This window comes from Thalassotalea profundi (genome assembly GCF_014653195.1).
Lineage (GTDB): Bacteria > Pseudomonadota > Gammaproteobacteria > Enterobacterales > Alteromonadaceae > Thalassotalea_B > Thalassotalea_B profundi.
Genome location: NZ_BNAH01000005.1, coordinates 107181 through 125962, shown reverse-complemented (window position 1 = coordinate 125962; position 18782 = coordinate 107181). Strand labels below are relative to the sequence as shown.

Below are 18782 nucleotides of genomic sequence, written 5' to 3'. Positions count from 1 at the left end.
AAGGGAAAGTTTAACTATGAAAGCACATGATTCTTCACCATTAACCGACTATATTGAATACTCCCCCCAAGAAATGCTACAACGCTCAGAGCATTTTTATAATGAAATTAAACGCCGACATTCAATAAGAAGTTTCAGTGATAAAAAGGTGTCTAAAGAAATTATTGAAAATTGCATTAAGGCCGCAGCTACAGCTCCTAGCGGCGCTAATCATCAGCCATGGCATTTTGTGGCGATAAGTAATGATGACATTAAGAAACAAATTAGAGAACAAGCAGAAGTGCTAGAGAGAAGCTTTTATCAAGGCCGTGCTGGTGATGAGTGGCTTGACGCATTAAAACCTTTAGGTACTGATGATAACAAACCTTATTTAACCCATGCCCCATGGTTAATCGCCATTTTTAGTGAAAAAAAAGGCGGGATTCATGCTGAAGATAAAAACACTAACTATTACGTACATGAGTCTGTGGGCATAGCAACAGGTTTTTTAATTAACGCTCTGCACTCTTCAGGGTTGGTCACCTTAACCCATACACCTAAGCCTATGTCTTTTTTGAGTAAAATATGTAACCGAGGAGAAAATGATCGTGCTTATATGTTACTGATTGTCGGCTATCCTGCCGATGATGCATCTGTACCACATCATGCACAAGTAAAAAAATCAATTAATGAGGTTTGTACTTTCTTATCATAAAGTACATAAATGTTTATGTGATCTAGCATTTTCAAAGAGTATGCTTTGTTTATGCTAAATCACAAACTTAAGACGGGCCATCTAAATCAAGTATGATATCGGTACAACCATTTTTACACTGTAACTGTAATTGCGTTCCATCATTCAAAAACTGTATATTTAACAACTTATCGCATTGACGACAATTAACATCTTTGCCACTTAAGACCCTCTTAATATAGTTTTTTTCCTGATTAAAAGCCTTAGCTTTTTGTTGTGATAAATCACTGAAATAACTAAAATCAATCATTAATATTTATATACTCGACTAAATGACTAAGCCTTTGCTTAGTAAGGTAATTTACTAGAAGTTACACAATACCAGCCGTCAAACTTTCCTTTAAGAGGGGCTGAACTTGTTTCTAATAAATGCTGATAAGCTGAAATATTTTCATAAGTTGCCCCCATTTCTGGGTAAGCAGTAATTTCCCAAGGGTAATCTGGATCGTTTTTAAAAGGGCAAAAAGAAAGCTTTTGGTTATTTTCTAACAACAAATGGCCAAATTTAAGTGCTAGCTCTTGACTAGGAAACAATACTGAAAATTCAACTTCGCGGATCTCTGATAGGTCATCACCTTCAAGGAGCATTTGCCATAACATATCCCCATTCGCATTCTGCGGAAAAAGCGCTAAATTTCGTTCCATTTTTACCTCTAGCAAATAGCATGTTTGACAGTATGTTTCTTAACAATAACTGACTAAACTAAACTCAAAAGTTGATATTATCAGCTAAGCAAGTTGAACAAAAGAATAGAAAAAGATCTTTTACTCGACAATATGTAAATATTAGTTACGTAAGTGTTACACAAAAGTACTTTAAAATAATATACACACTAACCTTTCTTTACATAGATTGAGTATAAATGACTTGCTACACTTATGAACTTAAAAGCATCAGATAATTTTTCCATAAATATACTCTATGACTACATTTGAAAAACATATTGTGATTAGCCAGCAAACAACAATTGTTCAAGCCATTGAGCAAGAATGCCAGTTGAGTAACCAACAAATAAAGTCTGCTATTACTAAAGGTGCCCTTTGGCTAACCAGGGGTAAATACACTCAACGCTTAAGACGTATTAAGAAGCCATTAAAAAAAATGGATACATTACATTTTTATTATAATGAAACTGTATTATCTCAAACACCGTCAAACGCCGTACTAATTGAAGACTGCCAACATTATAGTGTTTGGTATAAACCTTACGGAATGTTATCTCAAGGTTCAAAATGGAGTGATCATTGTACTATCGCTCGCTGGGCAGAAACTCAGTTAATTCCTCAAAGGCCTGCCTTTATTGTGCACCGATTAGATCGTGCCGCCACAGGTTTAATCATCATTGCTCACAGCAAGTCGGCTACAAAAGCTTTTTCTGAACTTTTTGAAAGCCGTTCTTTAGAAAAAACATATCACATCATTTGTTTAGGTAAGTTTAGCACTCAAAAAACTATCTCTGTAACAGAGCCTATCGATGAGAAAAAAGCAACTAGTCACTTCAATGCTTTAGCCTACGATGAGAAAAAAGATATATCATTAGTTGAAGTTACCATTGAAACCGGACGAAAACATCAAATAAGAAAACATGCAGCTTTTATTGGTTACCCGGTATTTGGTGACAGGCTCTACAACAATGTTCAAGCTAATCTAGCTGACAACCAAAATTTACAGCTTTGTGCTGTAAAATTGAGCTTTACTTGCCCATTAACTAAAGAGCAGAAAAAATTTGAACTGCCAACTCACTTAACCCCTTCTATGAACGAATTGGAATAATAAGTTGGCTTAATTAAAATGACTTAAGCTGTATAAATAAAGTCATCATCATCCATTAGCAATGCTTGGGCTCCAATAAAATCCTCACCAATAGCATTAATTAATGCTACTCCTTGTTCTCGTTGTGTTTTAGTTAATGCTTGATAGGGCAACCTAAAGACAGGCTTCACGGCTTTAGTCATCATCATTGCAGTGTTAAGAGGAATAGGATTAGGCTCACAAAATAACCACTGCATTAATTGTGTTAATTTTTGATTAAGTGCTTCATTTTCATTATCCATTAACTGGCGCATTAATGCTGGCATAACATTCGATGTAACTGAAATAACGCCATGTGAACCATGTTTATGTCGTCCTGCATGACACTCATCATCGTTACCCGACCAACAGGCTATTCCCTGTTTTTCATAATAATCAATACGTTCATTACCACCACATTCTTTTACGCCAATAAAGTTTTTATGTGTAGATAATGGCTCAATGACTTCAGGTGTTAAATCTTGGCCAGTACGCCCGGGAACATTATAAATAAAGGCAGGGCCAATATCTAAAACTCGATTTAAATGAGCTGTCACACCAGCTAAGGATGTGCGTCCATAATATGGATTAATTTGTAAAGCCGCATCCATTCCCATAGCAAAACCATTTTCGGTAGCTTTAATCGCTTCACGAGTGTTATTACTACCTGTATTTCCAATAACCAGCAATTCCTTGCTGTATTGATGAACACTATGAGCAATTAACATTAGATGCTCTTCCCAGCTTAATAGATGCCCTTCTCCTGTTGTGCCACCTACAATAATCCCATCAACGCCTGCAGCAATTTGCTTTGCCACAAGTTCATCATATGTGACTAAATCAATATCTCCATTTTCATTATAAGGAGTTTTTATGGCGGTAATTAAACTCGCTTCTTTTAAACGCTTCATCCATACTCTCAATTATTTTTTGTTATTACATTTTAACAATGGCCGATCTTATCAATTACCCGCTTAAGGATAAACATCTCTTGTGTGATTACATGTTGATATTTAAAGGTACTAGCATTTAACTCTAAAACTTTATAGGCATGATAGTTATCAGCATCAGAAAGGTCAGAGGCGTAATGTTGTTCATTAATAAATTCACTTTTAGTCATAGTAAAATGAATATCGCCTACTAATCCCCAATCCCCTAATTCGATCCTTTGTTCAACAAGATTATTATTGCGATCATAGTGAGAAAAAGTAAATTCGAAACTACCATCGGCTTGGATATCAGAAAATTCTGTAGACTGTTCCCCATCTGAATTAACTGTTGAACTAAACCACTGCCCAACTAATGCATTACGTTCATAATTCATATTAGTAAGTCATCAATATATGATAAAAGTAATTGTACAAAACCTGTGTAATGAAATATAGAAAAAGCGACAATAAGTCGCTTTAATATTCTAAAGTGTCATAAAATATGTACACTTACACGGACTTTTATTGTCCCTCGTATAGTTTCTACTTAATTATTAAGTATTTTTACCGAACCATTGACTGTTTCAATATCAATATTTACCTTACCATTGCCAATAATTCCATCTAAGCTTCTACCGATAAAACGGTGTTTATCAACTAATAAACCAAAATCATTTTTAATACTTCCGTGCATGGTTTCAACACTTACATCCGCTCCTACAATTTTCGGCAAATATAATTTAACCGCTCCATTGACTGTTTCTATCTCAATTTGACTTAACTCTTCAATATCATCTTGATAGGCGACACTGACGCTCCCATTAACAGATGAAATGTTAACATCAGCTCCAACCCCGGTAGCTTTAAATGAGCCATTGACTAATTCAGCCTTTATTTCACCTTGTACTTCCTTTATTTCGAGTGAACCATTTACCAATTCAATTGAAGAAAGTACAGTAAAACTTGGTACCATAATTTTATATTCTACTTCTGCACTATTACCTTTATACCCACGACTTTTCTTATACTTACTTTCAATTTCAACTCTACGACCGGTTTGCTCAATAATGACCGAAACCATTTCACGCTCTTCTTGAGTATCAGCCGTCACAGTAGCATTAACTTCAATTACCTTTTTATCCCAAGCCGATATTTTAACGCCACCGTTAATATTTTGTAGCGTCAGTCGTGGAGAATTACCGACATCGAAAGATTTACTAATTTGATCAACAACATCCGCCTGAACCCCCCAAGATAAAAAAGCCAATATAATTCCCATAAACAGCATTTTATTTAAATCTTTTAACATAAGTATTCCTTTGATAAATTGTTCTTTTACTGATTAGATGTAGCACCTTAACAAAAGGTTTAAATAATTAATTTCAATGACGAGAATTCAAAAATTGATGACACCATTAAATGTTCAATTATTATTAACAGGTAATGAGTTAATGACTGGCGATGTTACTGACACTAACTCAATTGTTATAGCACAAGCACTGAAAGAAATAGGTGTAGAAGTTTATAGAAAAGTGACCATTGGAGATGATGAGTCATTACTGAAAAATGAAATCATCAGCATGAGTAAAAGTGCAGATGTATTAATTATTAACGGTGGTTTAGGCCCTACGGTTGATGACCTTACAGCACATGCTTTAGCATTAGCAAGCAACAGTAAGTTAACGTTAAATTTAGACGCAGAAAAACACTTACAACGCTGGAGCATAGAGAAAGGTGCAGAGCTAAGTAAAGCTAATTTAAAGCAAGCTCTACTACCTGAATCGGCAGTGATAATCCCCAACGATATAGGTAGTGCGGTTGGTTTTAGCCTAACCTTAAATAAATGTAAAATACATTGTACTCCAGGCGTTCCTCGTGAATTAATACTCATGCTAACCAATAGCTTGATCCCTGAAATTCGTGCCTTGTTACCTGAAAGTCCCTGCTATAAAGTTAAGAGATTTCAAGTCTATGGTTTAGGAGAATCGAACTTACAGATGCTAATAGATAATAATTTTCCTGATTGGCCATCATCATTAGACTTAGGCTTTAGAGCAAAATCACCTTTTATCGAGCTCAAATTAACAACAAGAACAAGTGCTGGTATTGATGTATTACCTATCTGGGAAGATAAAATTCAACGTTTATTAGGTGCTCATATTCTCGCTGAAATAAAAGATAACGAATTTTCAATGCCGGAGCACGTATTAAACTTACTTTCAGACAGAAACCTAAAAATAACGACCGCGGAGTCATGCACTGGCGGACTGATCGCAAGTTTAATGACTTCGATTGCTAATGCATCATTAAATTTTGAAGCTGGTTTTGTCACCTATTCCAACCAAATGAAATCCGAATTAATCAATGTTAATAGCAAAACTCTTGAGCAATATGGCGCAGTAAGTAAAGAAGTTGTAGAAGAAATGGCTCTGGGCGCATTAAAAAAATCTAACGCGAATATTGCAATTGCTGTGTCTGGAATTGCGGGCCCTTCAGGAGGTAGTCCAGATAAACCTGTCGGCTCTGTTTGGATTGCATGGGGAAGCGAAAGTAACCTACAAAGTGCTTATTTTTGCATAAAAGGAAACCGACAATATTTTCAAAAAGCGGTTGCTTACAGATCATTAGATTTAGTGAGGCGCTTTCTACTCAATATTTCTGAAGAGCCTTTTTACACTCATAAGCTAAATAAGTCATAAAATACATCGCTACTTCAGCTTTGAAATTGTATGCTAGATCAAGTAAGTGATTGTTATTTATTGCGTAGTAAATCAAAACTTTATATATTTGATAAAAGTTATACTAAAATTACAGATATATTTTTTACGTATAATGTTTTTACTTAAATAGAATAAGTACTTTTATTTAATCGATAGAAATTAAACGAAAAGTTCTTATAAACACTAATCTCAATATTAATCAGAAGCTTAGGAGCCTATTTTGATAGAGAAAAATTATATAACTAGTGGTAGAAATACCATTATTCATAAAATGAGAAAGTTTGACCTCATTATTATTAATGGCTCTCACCCTATGATTATGGTAAGTAATAGGGGCATTGGTGTATATGAAGGTCCTGTTCCACAAAAAAAATCTGATGCTAAAAAAGCGTATCAAGATGTAATCGATGTAGAAGCAACAGATATTTTTGGAGAGTTAAAAACATTATTATTTATTCAAGCACTCGACAATAAAGAGTATAAAATTGATTATTCAAAAGTCGGGACCCCTAATTTTATAAAAATCCATCAGGATAGTTATATATAACCATAACTATCGTTGTAATGACGGAGTAAGGCTATCGTGACCCAAATAAGTTTAGTGAATAATAAAAAGAATAATGTTGATCTGGTTTTACAGCCAATGAAAGGCGATGTACAAATCACAGAAGCGACTATTCATGAACTTATCGCTGCATCTGAATACACCGCATTATATATAGACAACGGCAACATAAAAAATGCAATTGCTGAGCTTAATAGTGTATTAAAGCCCTTACAAGCAAACATGCAAGGTCGAGAAATCAAGTATCAAGTATTAGAGCGCCGTGATGCATCAATCACGATAGAAATAGATAAAGAAAAAATGACTGCCTCTGCAGAAATTGCAACGGCATTAGGCGGTAACCATTTATCAGCAAAAGCAATTTTAAATGCTGCCCAAGAAGCAGGTGTTGTTAAAGGATTTAGCAAAGAAGAACTAATAAAGTTAGCTCAACAAGCTGCTAAAGAGCCGCCAGGTTCTATTGTAAAAGGCGAAATAGCCCACGGTAAAAATGCTATAAATGGCAAAGATGGTAAAATAAAATTTCTCGTTGAAAGTGCTCAAGATAGAATTTTAAAACCAAGAGATCGTGAAGATGGCACTGTTGATATGCGTGATTTAGGCGATATTATCTGCGTTAAAGTTGGTGACCCTCTTGCACAAAAACTCCCTCCTACTGATGGTATTAATGGTTTTGCAGTGACAGGTGAACCTTTACCTCCTCAACCCGGAAATGATATTGAACTATGCGCTGGTAATGGCACGATAATTAGCCCTAAAAATCAAAATGTATTAGTTTCTAAACTTGTTGGTTTACCTCGTTTAATTGAAAATGGAATGGAAATTGACGAAGTTTACAAAATCAAAAATGTCGATGTTAGCTCTGGGCATATACAATTTGAAGGTAGTGTGATTATTGATGGAGATGTCTGCGAAGGCATGAAAGTCATCGCAAGTGGCGACATTACAGTGGGTGGATTTGTAGAGTCTGCTTATTTGGAAGCCGGAGGCGATATCACTATTGGAACGGGTATTATCGGACGAAAACAAGATGTTGAAGAGCTAGACATCAAAGATATTATCATGAGTGCGAATATCAAAGCTAAAGGTAAAGTTTATGCTAAATACTGCCAATATGCTGAAATTTCATGTGCTAGTTTAAGAATCGAAAACCAAATGATGCATAGTATTATCGAAGTTCAAGAAGCGCTATGGCTAGGCTCAGCAGATAAAGCAAATGGCAAACTTATAGCTGGCCATATAACCGCAGGCACCTCAGTAAGTGCTGGGATTGTTGGCGCAACAGCTGGCAGTACTACTATTATAACTTTTGAAAAAAGGTTAAAAGATTTCCATGATAAGTTGCATATAATTGAGGAAGGTATTCAGCAAGAATCAGCAACAACAACTGAACTTAAAAATGCTAGTAACAAGTTAAAAGCACTCCCTAAAGAAAAGCAAAACCCAGACATGTTAGCCAAAGTAACCTCAACTTTTCAATTCCATGCTAAACGTATGGGCGAATTATTACATGAAAAAGAGGAGCTTGAAACTGAAATACAAACTTATATGTGTAGTGTTTATGTAACAGCTACAGATAAAGTATATCAAGGGGTAGAAATGATTGTAGGCGACTTTCATGAAAAAACTAAACGTGAATACGGCCCTACTAAAATGAAGTATAAAGAAAGAAAAATAATTTTTGATCCTATCGTAAATACTTAACTATTATGAAAAATAGTTACTTAGTTATTCTATTCATACTCTATCTACCTTTTTCTTTTTTTGCTAAAGCAACTCAATGTAATATTGACTTTAATTACGGCATTATTATTGATGAACACCGAATAAGAATTTTAGAAAAGCAACAAACCCTAATTCAAATTAGTAATCAACAACAAGTATTTGTTGGTGGAGTAGAAATTCATCTTTCGCCCTTTCAAATCAATTTAATTCATGAATATTCACAAACTATACGTGAACAAGTACCTCAAATTGTATCAATAGCGTTAGAAAGTGTTAACCTTGGCTTAAAGTCTGTGGATCGTGTTATTGCTAGCTTAACAGGTGAGAATAGTGCAATTCAGCAAAAACTAAATAGTCGCTTTAAAGAACTAGAGTGGCGTCTTAAGGCTAGATTTAATCATAGTGATAATAGTTATTTTATAGCTTCACAAGACTTTGATGATTTTGATGATATTCTTGAAGGGACTTTTGAAAACGAAATTAAAGAGATTGTCTCAAAGTCCATTGGCACACTTCTAGTGGCAGTAGGCGAAGCGGTAGCGAATAAAAGTTATGAAGACGAGCCACTTAGCGACACAGAAAAGCGTATCAATACATTTGATGAACGCATGAAGTTGATGGGGGAAGAAATTGATTTAGAAATATCCCCACAAGCAAAGTTGTTAGAAAATCGTGCAGAAAATTTTTGCAATGCTTTACGCGAATTAGACCAATTAGAAGAAAAAATTAATCAGCAAATACCTGCTCTTAAAGATTTAAATTTACTCGTTACTCAATAATCCAAATATACTAATAAAAATGAAGGCTACTTTTATGTTGGGCATAGACTCGGATGCATTGTAAATTGGAGGCTAATAAAAAACTTTTTATCCGGTAAGATGCTATCCACTAGAGTCGATATATCCCAAACCTTAGCTGAATAACTTTATGCTGATATGTGACCATAGCACAGTCTCTAAAGGCTGGTGACGCTTTCTAGCTGTTGCTACAGCGAGTTGTTGAAAAACGTATTGCATGCATCGACAATGGTAGCTAATTTATGATCAAGTGATATAAAAAAACCTATGACCTGAGATCATAGGATTTTGATCTTATTTTACCAATCGTCAAATTTTGCATTGCTTAACTGATCGGCATTAGTCTTTTATATCTGTATTGATATTATATAACATCACATATTAGGATAATTTGGTCCACCCGTCCCTTCTGGCGTAACCCAAGTGATATTTTGACTAGGATCTTTAATGTCACAAGTTTTACAATGAATACAGTTTTGAGCATTAATTACAAATTTTTTCCCAGCTTCAGTTTCTTCAACTTCATAGACACCAGCAGGACAATAACGTTGTGCAGGCTCATTGTATTTAGTTAAATTGACCGTTAATGGAATATTTGCATCCGTTAATTTTAAGTGACAGGGTTGCTCTTCTTCATGATTGGTATTTGATAAAAATACCGACGAAAGTTTATCAAAACTTAAGATATTATCAGGCTTAGGATAGTTTATCACCATAGCGTCGCTGGCAAGCTTTAACTGGTCATGATCGTAGGTGTCATCAGTAAAGTTGAAAGGTAATCGCCCACCAAATATATTTTGATCTAAGGTGTTATAAGCTCCACCTAAAAACGTACCTAATTTATGCATTACAGGGCCAAAGTTACGTGTACGGTATAACTCATCATAGACCCAAGAATTTTCAAATGCTGTGGAATAACTATCAAGTTCTTTGCCTCCCTCACAACCAGATGCCAAAGCGTCAAATATACTTTCTGCCGCTAACATTCCTGTTTTCATTGCAGTATGATTACCTTTGATTTTGGCAAAGTTAATCGTTCCAGCTTCACAACCAACCAAAACGGCACCAGGCATAGTCATTTTCGGTAAAGAATTAAAACCACCTTTAGCTAAAGCTCTTGCGCCATAAGATACGCGTTTACCACCTTCTAAATATTGGGCAATTTTAGGGTGGTGTTTATAACGTTGAAATTCATCAAAAGGGCTTAAATGTGGATTGCTATAATTTAAATCAATGATCAAGCCTACAAATACTTGATTATTTTCAGCATGGTATAAGTAGCCACCACCTGTAGTGTCTTTTTCTAGAGGCCACCCCGCACTATGAACAACTAAACCTTCTTGATGTTTCGCAGGATCAATATCCCAAATCTCTTTAAAACCGATGCCATAATGTTGTGGGGATTTTCCTTTGTCTAATTCAAATTTTGCAATTAACTCTTTACCTAAGTGACCACGACAACCTTCTGCAAAAATAGTGTATTTAGCTTTAAGCTCCATCCCCGGAACATAAGAGTCTTTAGGATTACCTTCAGCATCAAGTCCCATATCTCCAGTAATAACACCACCGACACTACCGTCTTCGTTGTAGATAACATCTTGTGCTGGAAAACCTGGGAAAATTTCTACACCTAATTGCTCAGCTTGCTCTGCTAACCAACGGCAAACATTACCCATGCTGACAATATAATTACCATCATTATGCATTGTTTTAGGAACTGCCAAGTTAGGTAGTTTAATGCCACTATCAGCATTAGATAGAAAATAAATATCATCGCCTTTAACGGGGGTAGATAATGGCGCATTCTTTTCCTTCCAATCAGGAAAAAGCTCGTTCATTGCTCTTGGTTCAAAAACAGCACCCGATAAGATATGAGCACCAACTTCTGAGCCCTTTTCAACGACACATACCATTAATTCTTGTTCTTTTTCTTGTGCAAGTTGCATTAATCTACATGCAGCAGATAAGCCCGACGGACCTGCACCAACAATAACAACGTCGAAATCCATTGATTCGCGTTCCATAACTTCCCCCAGAATAAATAATTTAAACGAATTCAAACACTCGTTTGATTTTCAAACACCTGTTTGATAGTATCATACAACATAGCTATTTTGTCAGTAAATACTATTCTGTAATAAAGCTATTTAATATAAGTCAAATTTTAGTGTTTTAAATAATTATATTAGCGAAGATTACGTTGACGTGAGCGTTATCAATCAGTAATCTTCGCTGCATATACAAGTAACTATAACAGTGTTTACTCATAAAGCACTGATACAACAACAAGCATTTATTAGAGGCAACGATGAAAGTACTAGTCCCCGTTAAACGCGTTATCGACTATAACGTCAAGGTGCGCGTAAAAGCAGACAACTCTGACGTAGATCTGGCCAACGTAAAAATGGCAATTAATCCATTTTGTGAAATAGCTGTCGAAGAAGCTGTTCGATTAAAAGAAGCCGGTACAGCAACTGAAGTTATTGCAGTATCAATTGGCGATAAATCGTGCCAAGAACAATTACGAACAGCATTAGCATTAGGCGCAGATCGTGCTATTCATATAGAAACCGACCTAAAGTTAGATTCGATAAATATTGCTAAGCTTTTACAAAAAGTGGTTGAGGAAGAGCAACCACAACTCGTTATTCTAGGCAAGCAAGCCATTGATAGCGACAACAACCAAACAGGTCAAATGCTTGCCGCATTAACTGGTTTAGCTCAAGGTACATTTGCTTCTGAAATAAAAGTAGATGGTGATAAAGTGAATGTAACTCGTGAAGTTGACGGCGGTTTACAAACATTAGCTTTAAACTTACCTGCGATTGTAACAACAGACTTACGATTAAATGAACCACGTTATGCATCATTACCCAATATAATGAAAGCAAAGCGTAAACCGTTAGATGTTAAATCTGCTGCAGACTTTGCTATTGATTTAGCACCAAGATCCACTTTGATTAAAGTAACACCTCCATCGGAGCGTCAAGCCGGTATCGTTTTAGAAACCGTTGATGAATTAATTGAAAAACTAAAAAATGAAGCTAAGGTGATTTCATGAGTATTTTAGTCTACGCAGAGCACGACAATAAAGAGTTAAAAGCTGACACATTAAAAACAGTTGCAGCTGCACAAGCTATAGGTGGAGATATTCATTTATTAGTTGCTGGCCATAATTGCTCACCTGTTTCAGAGCAAGCTGCAAAAATAAATGGTGTAAGCAAAGTATTAGTTGCAGATAATGCAGCTTACGAGAATCAGTTAGCAGAAAATGTCAGCTTGTTAGTGGTTGAACTTGCTAGCGACTATGAACATATTATTGCTACAGCTTTATCAATTGGTAAAAACTTTATGCCAAGAGTTGCAGCATTATTAGATGTAGCACAAATTTCAGATATTATTGGCGTAGAATCTTCTGACACTTTTGTACGTCCAATTTATGCGGGTAACGCGATAGCGACAGTACAAAGCTTAGACTCGAAAAAAGTCATCACTGTTCGTTCTACAGCATTTGATGCAGTAGCAACTGACGGCAGTGCAGAAATTGTAGCTCTTTCGCAAGCAACAGACGCAGGTACATCAAGTTATGTTAAAGATGAATTAACTGTTTCAGCCCGTCCTGATTTAGGAGCCGCTAGTGTGGTTATATCAGGCGGACGTGGCATGCAAAATGGTGACAACTTTAAGTTACTTGATGGTATTGCTGACAAACTAGGCGCTGCTATTGGTGCATCTAGAGCGGCAGTTGATGCTGGTTTTGTTCCTAATGATATGCAAGTAGGTCAAACAGGGAAAATTGTTGCCCCTGACTTATATATTGCTGTAGGTATTTCAGGCGCTATTCAACATCTTGCCGGTATGAAAGATTCTAAAATAATAGTCGCTATTAATAAGGATGCTGAAGCACCTATATTTCAAGTTGCTGATTATGGCATTGTTGCTGACTTATTTGACGTATTGCCTGAGTTAGAAGCAAAGCTATAATATCGCGCTTTTACTTACCAAATAGTGAATAATGAAAAACCAGTCTTTTGACTGGTTTTTTTTGCTCTGAATTAGCTATAATCAACATACAGTAATTACTTTTAGGCTACAGTATGTCTTGGCAAGACCAATTATCCACACTTGTATATTCAACCGACTCAGGAAAAATTACACCAGAAAAAAAATCACAGATCACACCAAGTGATGGTACGGCAAAAGTACGACGAGAAACCAAGGGCCGAAAAGGCAAAGGCGTTATCGTCATCAGTGGTTTAGGCTTAGACAATAAAGCACTTAAAGCATTGGCGAGTCAGCTGAAAAAAACATGTGGGACCGGTGGTAGTGTTGTTGATGAAACTATCGAAGTACAAGGGGATAAAAGAGATCTTATCAAACAAGTACTTGAAAAAAATGGATATAAAGTAAAATTCATTGGTGGTTAGTTTTTTTAGCCGCTAGCTAAGTAGCACTAATTGAATATAAAAAATTAATCGTTAAGGACAGACAATGGCGAGTTTAGAACCGTCTGAATTATCAATTTTATTAATTGAACCTTCAGATACACAACGAAAAATTATTATTAACCAACTTAAAAAGCATGACGTTACTGAAGTGACATCAGCAAATAACATGGAAAATGCTAATCAAATATTAAGTCGACATCAATTTGACTTAATCATTAGCTCATTATATTTAGACGATGGAACTGCTTTAGATCTCCTCAAAAAAATTAGAGCCGATGAAAAACTAGCCGATACGCCTTTTATGCTCGTATCCAGTGAAAATAAACGAGAAAATTTAGAAGAATTCAAACAGTCTGGTGTTGTCGCTATATTACCTAAGCCATTTACTACTGATCACTTACATGCGGCTATTAATACAACACTTGATTTACTCACTTCAGATGAAATAGAACTCGAGCATTTTGATGTTCATCAAATTAGAGTGTTACTCGTTGATGATAGCGCTTTAGCACGAAAATTCATAAAACGTGTACTAAATAACTTAGGACTACAAAAAATTACAGAAGCTTCAGATGGTTCTGAAGCAATTAATCTTCTACAAGAAAATATGTATGATCTAGTGGTGACTGATTTTAATATGCCAGAGGTAGATGGTCGAGAGCTAACACGTTTTATTCGTGAAAAGAGTCAGCAATCTCATATTCCAATTTTAATGGTAACCAGTGAGAAAAATGATACGCATCTAGCGAACATTGAAACAGATGGCGTTAATGCCTTATGTGATAAACCTTTTGAACCTGAATATGTAAAACAAATACTTTATCGCTTACTTGAACATTAATAAACTTTAATTTTTTATGTGAATTAGTTCAGACAAGATCTGACATTTCGATTTGAAAAATTGAGAGTTACCCGTTTTGATAAAGGTGTCAAATCTTTTAATCAAAACAAATAAAAGGTGGTAACTCTCATGTTGCATACTAACAACCCAATCATAAAACACAAAACTGGTTTACTTAATTTGGCAGAAGAATTAGGTAACGTGTCAAAAGCCTGTAAAGTCATGGGCGTTTCAAGAGATACATTTTATCGATACCAAGAACTAGTCGAAGACGGTGGCTTGGATGCGTTAATTGATAAAAGTCGCAGATCGCCAAACATCAAAAATCGTGTAGACGAAGCAACGGAAAATGCAGTTGTTCAATACGCTATAGATTACCCAGCTCACGGACAGCACAGAACAAGCAATGAATTGCGTAAACAAGGTGTCTTCGTCTCAGGCAGTGGTGTTCGTTCAATCTGGCTACGCCATGACTTAGAGAACTTCAAGAAGCGCTTAAAAGCTTTGGAAGGAAAAGTGGCTAACGAAGGCATTATCCTCACCGATAGCCAAATCGCAGCACTTGAGAAAAAGAAAAACGATGACGAAGCGTGTGGTGAAATTGAAACGGCGCATCCGGGCTATCTTGGGTCACAAGATACGTTCTATGTTGGTAACCTCAAAGGCGTTGGCCGTATCTATCAGCAGACATTTATCGATACCTACAGCAAAGTGGCCTTCGCTAAGCTATATACAACGAAAACACCAATTACAGCGGCTGACATACTCAATGATAAGGTTCTACCTTACTTCGAGCAGCACGAGCTGCCAATGCTGCGAATTTTAACTGACCGAGGCACTGAATATTGCGGCAAAGTCGAGCATCATGATTATCAGCTTTATCTGGCAATTAATGACATTGACCACACCAAAACTAAAGCAATGTCGCCTCAAACCAATGGTATCTGCGAGCGCTTTCACAAAACGATACTTAACGAGTTCTATCAAGTTACGTTCCGTAAAAAGCTTTACAGCTCACTAGAAGAACTTCAAAAAGATCTGGACGAATGGATGGCTTATTACAATAATGAGCGAACTCATCAGGGCAAAATGTGTTGTGGCAGAACGCCATTTGAGACATTACTTGATGGAAAATCGATTTGGGCTGAGAAGAATTTAGCTTAAATCTAAACTGACAGTCACCGATTGAAAAACGGGTAACTGTCAGATCAAGTCTGAGCTAGTACATTTTATGTAAAGAGTTTATTCGATATTATAAGCTCTTAACTTCATAGCAATTTTATTATGAGAAACCTTCAACCTTTTAGCAAGCTTTCTTGTAGTTGGATAATGTGGATACAATTCTGTTAATAATTGCTTTTCAAAATTTGCTTGTGCGCTTGCCCAATCATCAACATCCCTTTGAGATACAATTTTAATTGTCGAACTATCATCTGATTGATATAAAATTGCATTTACATCGTCGCGTGTTATTTCCTTATTACTATTAAGCGCAACTAATCGAAATATGGTATTCTCTAGTTGCCTAATATTCCCAGGCCAAGAATAAGCTTTTAAAGCCGCCATTGCATCATTTGCTATAATAGGAACTATTTGGTCAACATGTGTTGCTGCATTTTTTACAAAGTGATTAACAAGCATTGGAATATCATCACTTCTTTTTGCTAATGACGGCAACTCTAATCGCAATACATTTAAGCGATAATATAAATCTTCTCTAAATTTTTTATCCTCAATCAACTGATTAAAATTTTGGTGGCTAGCACTTACTATTTTTATATCAGCAATAAATTCTTTAGTTCCTCCTACCCTTCTGAAACGATAATCTTGCAAGAAACGTAGTAACTTTGCTTGCAAATACACTGACATTTCAGCGATTTCATCTAAAAAAACAGTGCCTCCTGCGGCTAATTCAAACAAGCCAGGTTTACCGGATTTACTTGCGCCAGTAAATGCGCCTGACTCATAACCAAATAACTCACTTTCTAATAATTGCTCTGGTAAACTCGCACAATTAATCGTTAAGAAAGGACCATTTTTCCTTTGACTCGATTGATGAAGAGCCCTTGCAAAAAGTTCTTTTCCTGTACCCGTTTCCCCTGAAATTAATACGGGTAGATCAAGTTCAGCAAAACGTAATGTTTGAGAAATAACTAGTTGAATTGTTTCTGACTCACCTAATATATTGTCAATTCCTTGCTCAATTGTAGATTGGATCATCGATAATTGACGACCTAACTTTTTAATAGAGCGTAATGTAATTACTGCTCCTTTAATTTTTTTATTCGCAACAACAGGGCTTACATCCGCAATATAATGAGTATCTAGTACTTTAATAGATACACTATGCTCATTAGGTTTATTAATGTTTTTTAAGTTAATATCTGTATATTTTTCGATTGACTGACCAACAATCGACTTTTGTTCACTTGAGAAGAGCTTATCTGCAGCCCGATTAAGCGCTAATATATTTCCCTTTGAATCTAAGTCAATGATGGGATCAGGAATACGAGAAAGCAATGTGCTCAAATGATTTTCTCGCAATTCAGAAGGCATGAGATCAATTTTTTTACAACCTTTCACCCCCTCAATGTGGGACAAGGAATCAGTTATTTCGTTAATTTTTAAGACATCACTATCAATATAAACAAAAGTAAAATGTCGCTGCACCTCAATTGCTTTAACATTCCAAGACTTGCCAGCAAATACCGCGAGTATTTCTTGACTGATCCCAATACGATCTGATGATTTAATTTCTACTTTCATATTACCTTTGCATCCAAACATCCGTCATAGACATAGTACAACGTAATAAAAAAATTACACAATATTTTCTATATATTTCAACATATAATAAAAAATTAAAAGTATTTTATGCTTATAAAATTAAGGTTGTAATTATTTTATTACAACAAAAAGTTAAACAATTTCGAATTTAAGATTAAGTAATTGAATTATAAAGATTAAATAACACTGGCTTGTCTTTTGCTGTCTTTTATTAAAGTAAATTTATCAATAAATAATAACTATAATTAAGGCAAATAATGACAACAAGTAAACATATTGAAACTCAAGCCATACATTCAGGAAGAATCAATGATGAACAGTTTGGTTCCTTAGCAACTCCTTTATATCAAACATCTACCTTTATTTTTGATAATGCGGAACAAGGTGCGCAACGGTTTGCAGGAGAGTCTGAAGGTTATATTTATACTCGCTTAGGTAACCCTACGACCAGACAACTTGAAATGAGAATGGCAGCTTTAGAAGAAATGGAAGACGCTGCAGCAACGGCAACCGGTATGGCAGCAGTTTCAGGCGCATTACTTGCAAATCTACAAGCAGGTGATCATGTCATTTCATCTAATGCAGTTTATGGATGCTCATTTGCTTTAATGAGCCATATGCTCACTAAATTCGGTATTGAAGTATCATTTGTCGACATGACAGATCCTTCAAAAATAGAAAAAGAGATACGTGATAATACCAAGTTAATTTTTTTAGAGAGCCCAATTAACCCAAATCTTGTGGTGTTGGATCTTGAAGAAATATTAAATATTGCAAAAAAATACCAGTTAATATCCGTTGTAGATAATACTTTTCTCACTCCAGTATTACAAAAACCTGCATTGTTAGGTGCAGATATCATCATTCATAGTGCGACAAAATACCTTAATGGGCACGGTGACGTGGTTGCTGGAATTATCTGCGGTAGCAAAGACATGATTGAACATATAAAACTCACCGCCCTTAAAGATATTGGCGCAACTATGAGCCCCCATGACGCTTGGCTAATATTAAGGGGGTTAAAAACACTACCGATTAGAATAGAACGTCATTGTGAAAATGCACGAACTATTGCTCAATATCTAGATTCTCATCCAGCTGTAGATAAAGTTTATTATCCTGGTTTAAAGTCACATCCAGGCTTCAAATTTATAGGCAAACAAATGAAAGCAGCTGGAGGTGTAATAGCCTTTGAGTTGAAAACAGATCTCGCTGGCGGAGCCGCTTTTATTAATCGTATGAGATTATTTTCCATTGCTGTAAGTTTAGGCGATGCAGAGTCTCTTATCCAACACCCAGCTTCTATGACACATTCCCCTTATTCTGAGGAGGAACGACGCTCTGCAGGCATTAGCGACAGCTTAATTCGGATATCTGTTGGCCTAGAAAATGTAAATGATATTATCGCAGATCTTCAACAATCATTAGATACGATCGTTTAAATC

The 18782-nt window shown here is 35.8% G+C and carries 19 protein-coding genes; 12 read left to right on the top strand and 7 right to left on the bottom strand.

Annotated features, from left to right (window positions below; translation table 11 throughout):
- Nucleotides 1–16: 16 nt before the first annotated feature.
- Complete coding sequence (locus IE155_RS07645) at nt 17–694, top strand: nitroreductase family protein (RefSeq protein WP_189377657.1); 678 nt, start codon at nt 17–19, stop codon at nt 692–694.
- 67 nt (nt 695–761) lie between these two features.
- On the opposite strand, the gene IE155_RS07640 is transcribed toward IE155_RS07645, so the two are convergent.
- Nucleotides 762–983: a hypothetical protein gene (locus IE155_RS07640; protein ID WP_189377656.1), complete on the bottom strand. Its 222-nt coding sequence runs from the start codon at nt 981–983 to the stop codon at nt 762–764.
- 38 nt (nt 984–1021) lie between these two features.
- Nucleotides 1022–1378 carry a ribonuclease E inhibitor RraB gene (locus IE155_RS07635; protein WP_189377655.1) on the bottom strand — a complete coding sequence of 119 codons (357 nt, stop codon included), beginning with the start codon at nt 1376–1378 and terminating at the stop codon, nt 1022–1024.
- Between the two features lie 277 nt (nt 1379–1655).
- On the opposite strand from IE155_RS07635, the gene IE155_RS07630 reads away from it, so the two are divergent.
- On the top strand, nt 1656–2507 hold the full coding sequence (locus IE155_RS07630; RefSeq protein WP_189377654.1) for an RluA family pseudouridine synthase: 852 nt from the start codon (nt 1656–1658) through the stop codon (nt 2505–2507).
- Between the two features lie 23 nt (nt 2508–2530).
- On the opposite strand, the gene dapA is transcribed toward IE155_RS07630, so the two are convergent.
- The 3 genes from dapA to IE155_RS07615 all read right to left on the bottom strand — a co-directional run bounded on the left by dapA (nt 2531) and on the right by IE155_RS07615 (nt 4763).
- On the bottom strand, nt 2531–3436 hold the full coding sequence (gene dapA, locus IE155_RS07625; RefSeq protein ID WP_373295357.1) for a 4-hydroxy-tetrahydrodipicolinate synthase: 906 nt from the start codon (nt 3434–3436) through the stop codon (nt 2531–2533).
- A gap of 32 nt (nt 3437–3468) precedes the next feature.
- A complete protein-coding gene (locus tag IE155_RS07620; protein WP_189377652.1) occupies nt 3469–3849 on the bottom strand; it encodes a hypothetical protein in 381 nt (126 codons plus the stop codon).
- Between the two features lie 152 nt (nt 3850–4001).
- Nucleotides 4002–4763 (bottom strand): DUF4097 family beta strand repeat-containing protein, encoded by a 762-nt coding sequence (locus IE155_RS07615; RefSeq protein ID WP_189377651.1) that lies wholly within the window; start codon nt 4761–4763, stop codon nt 4002–4004.
- Between the two features lie 76 nt (nt 4764–4839).
- On the opposite strand from IE155_RS07615, the gene IE155_RS07610 reads away from it, so the two are divergent.
- The 4 genes from IE155_RS07610 to IE155_RS07595 all read left to right on the top strand — a co-directional run bounded on the left by IE155_RS07610 (nt 4840) and on the right by IE155_RS07595 (nt 9243).
- Complete coding sequence (locus IE155_RS07610) at nt 4840–6153, top strand: CinA family nicotinamide mononucleotide deamidase-related protein (RefSeq protein ID WP_229817139.1); 1314 nt, start codon at nt 4840–4842, stop codon at nt 6151–6153.
- A gap of 241 nt (nt 6154–6394) precedes the next feature.
- A complete protein-coding gene (locus IE155_RS07605; protein ID WP_189377650.1) occupies nt 6395–6721 on the top strand; it encodes a hypothetical protein in 327 nt (108 codons plus the stop codon).
- Nucleotides 6722–6757: 36 nt separating this feature from the next.
- Entirely contained in the window at nt 6758–8443 is a 1686-nt protein-coding gene (locus IE155_RS07600) for a flagellar assembly protein A (protein ID WP_189377649.1), read from the top strand.
- A 5-nt stretch (nt 8444–8448) separates the two neighbouring features.
- The gene (locus tag IE155_RS07595) at nt 8449–9243 is read left to right on the top strand and encodes a DUF2884 family protein (RefSeq protein WP_189377648.1); all 795 of its coding nucleotides are present in this window, start codon (nt 8449–8451) and stop codon (nt 9241–9243) included.
- Between the two features lie 392 nt (nt 9244–9635).
- Here IE155_RS07595 and IE155_RS07590 read toward each other — a convergent pair whose 3' ends face one another.
- A complete protein-coding gene (locus IE155_RS07590) occupies nt 9636–11285 on the bottom strand; it encodes an electron transfer flavoprotein-ubiquinone oxidoreductase (protein ID WP_189377647.1) in 1650 nt (549 codons plus the stop codon).
- A gap of 284 nt (nt 11286–11569) precedes the next feature.
- On the opposite strand from IE155_RS07590, the gene IE155_RS07585 reads away from it, so the two are divergent.
- From IE155_RS07585 to IE155_RS07565, 5 genes are all read left to right on the top strand, one after another.
- Entirely contained in the window at nt 11570–12322 is a 753-nt protein-coding gene (locus IE155_RS07585; RefSeq protein ID WP_189377646.1) for an electron transfer flavoprotein subunit beta/FixA family protein, read from the top strand.
- A complete protein-coding gene (locus IE155_RS07580; RefSeq protein WP_189377645.1) occupies nt 12319–13245 on the top strand; it encodes an electron transfer flavoprotein subunit alpha/FixB family protein in 927 nt (308 codons plus the stop codon). Before IE155_RS07585 ends, IE155_RS07580 begins: the two co-directional genes overlap by 4 nt.
- Before the next feature lie 113 nt (nt 13246–13358).
- Nucleotides 13359–13688 carry an SUI1 family translation initiation factor gene (locus IE155_RS07575; protein ID WP_189377644.1) on the top strand — a complete coding sequence of 110 codons (330 nt, stop codon included), beginning with the start codon at nt 13359–13361 and terminating at the stop codon, nt 13686–13688.
- A 64-nt stretch (nt 13689–13752) separates the two neighbouring features.
- Nucleotides 13753–14550 carry a response regulator gene (locus tag IE155_RS07570; RefSeq protein WP_189377643.1) on the top strand — a complete coding sequence of 266 codons (798 nt, stop codon included), beginning with the start codon at nt 13753–13755 and terminating at the stop codon, nt 14548–14550.
- 129 nt (nt 14551–14679) lie between these two features.
- On the top strand, nt 14680–15714 hold the full coding sequence (locus IE155_RS07565) for an IS481 family transposase (protein WP_189377642.1): 1035 nt from the start codon (nt 14680–14682) through the stop codon (nt 15712–15714).
- A gap of 78 nt (nt 15715–15792) precedes the next feature.
- Here IE155_RS07565 and IE155_RS07560 read toward each other — a convergent pair whose 3' ends face one another.
- On the bottom strand, nt 15793–17316 hold the full coding sequence (locus tag IE155_RS07560) for a sigma 54-interacting transcriptional regulator (protein WP_189377641.1): 1524 nt from the start codon (nt 17314–17316) through the stop codon (nt 15793–15795).
- Nucleotides 17317–17594: 278 nt separating this feature from the next.
- On the opposite strand from IE155_RS07560, the gene megL reads away from it, so the two are divergent.
- On the top strand, nt 17595–18779 hold the full coding sequence (gene megL / locus IE155_RS07555) for a methionine gamma-lyase (RefSeq protein WP_189377640.1): 1185 nt from the start codon (nt 17595–17597) through the stop codon (nt 18777–18779).
- Nucleotides 18780–18782 lie beyond the last annotated feature (3 nt).

Bases quoted from the DNA above. Each gene is read 5' to 3' on its own strand.
- IE155_RS07645 (WP_189377657.1), top strand. From the start codon at position 17: ATGAAAGCACATGATTCTTCACCATTAACCGACTATATTGAATACTCC.
- IE155_RS07640 (WP_189377656.1), bottom strand. From the start codon at position 983: ATGATTGATTTTAGTTATTTCAGTGATTTATCACAACAAAAAGCTAAG.
- IE155_RS07635 (WP_189377655.1), bottom strand. From the start codon at position 1,378: ATGGAACGAAATTTAGCGCTTTTTCCGCAGAATGCGAATGGGGATATG.
- IE155_RS07630 (WP_189377654.1), top strand. From the start codon at position 1,656: ATGACTACATTTGAAAAACATATTGTGATTAGCCAGCAAACAACAATT.
- dapA (WP_373295357.1), bottom strand. From the start codon at position 3,436: ATGAAGCGTTTAAAAGAAGCGAGTTTAATTACCGCCATAAAAACTCCT.
- IE155_RS07620 (WP_189377652.1), bottom strand. From the start codon at position 3,849: ATGAATTATGAACGTAATGCATTAGTTGGGCAGTGGTTTAGTTCAACA.
- IE155_RS07615 (WP_189377651.1), bottom strand. From the start codon at position 4,763: ATGTTAAAAGATTTAAATAAAATGCTGTTTATGGGAATTATATTGGCT.
- IE155_RS07610 (WP_229817139.1), top strand. From the start codon at position 4,840: ATGACGAGAATTCAAAAATTGATGACACCATTAAATGTTCAATTATTA.
- IE155_RS07595 (WP_189377648.1), top strand. From the start codon at position 8,449: ATGAAAAATAGTTACTTAGTTATTCTATTCATACTCTATCTACCTTTT.
- IE155_RS07590 (WP_189377647.1), bottom strand. From the start codon at position 11,285: ATGGAACGCGAATCAATGGATTTCGACGTTGTTATTGTTGGTGCAGGT.
- IE155_RS07585 (WP_189377646.1), top strand. From the start codon at position 11,570: ATGAAAGTACTAGTCCCCGTTAAACGCGTTATCGACTATAACGTCAAG.
- IE155_RS07580 (WP_189377645.1), top strand. From the start codon at position 12,319: ATGAGTATTTTAGTCTACGCAGAGCACGACAATAAAGAGTTAAAAGCT.
- IE155_RS07575 (WP_189377644.1), top strand. From the start codon at position 13,359: ATGTCTTGGCAAGACCAATTATCCACACTTGTATATTCAACCGACTCA.
- IE155_RS07570 (WP_189377643.1), top strand. From the start codon at position 13,753: ATGGCGAGTTTAGAACCGTCTGAATTATCAATTTTATTAATTGAACCT.
- IE155_RS07565 (WP_189377642.1), top strand. From the start codon at position 14,680: ATGTTGCATACTAACAACCCAATCATAAAACACAAAACTGGTTTACTT.
- IE155_RS07560 (WP_189377641.1), bottom strand. From the start codon at position 17,316: ATGAAAGTAGAAATTAAATCATCAGATCGTATTGGGATCAGTCAAGAA.
- megL (WP_189377640.1), top strand. From the start codon at position 17,595: ATGACAACAAGTAAACATATTGAAACTCAAGCCATACATTCAGGAAGA.